1 protein-coding gene is annotated in these 223 nt (G+C 58.7%); it reads left to right on the top strand.

The genetic code is table 11. The features are described from left to right. Positions 1-65: 65 nt before the first annotated feature. A partial coding sequence (locus EXE42_RS18125) for a transposase (protein WP_137707148.1) occupies positions 66-223 on the top strand: 158 nt, incomplete at its 3' end.

Genomic DNA, 223 nt, shown 5'->3' with positions numbered 1-223 from the left:
ACTGGCGAGCTGTCGCTGTTGTGTCGAAGAGGACAAGGACACCGCGTCAGCGATGTCCGACACGAATGATTCCGCTGGATGTGTTTGGGTCGGAATCGGTCGCAGCGGACCTGCTCCAACAGGTTCGCTGGCGTGACGGCGTTTCCTGTCCTCGCTGCCGTTCTGACCGAACGGTCAGAAACGGCAGCTACGGGCAGTTTCAGCGGTATCTCTGTAAGGATTG

This window comes from Halorubrum sp. SP3 (genome assembly GCF_005435195.1).
Taxonomy (GTDB): Archaea; Halobacteriota; Halobacteria; order Halobacteriales; family Haloferacaceae; genus Halorubrum; species Halorubrum sodomense.
This window is presented reverse-complemented; position numbering and strand designations above follow the sequence as displayed.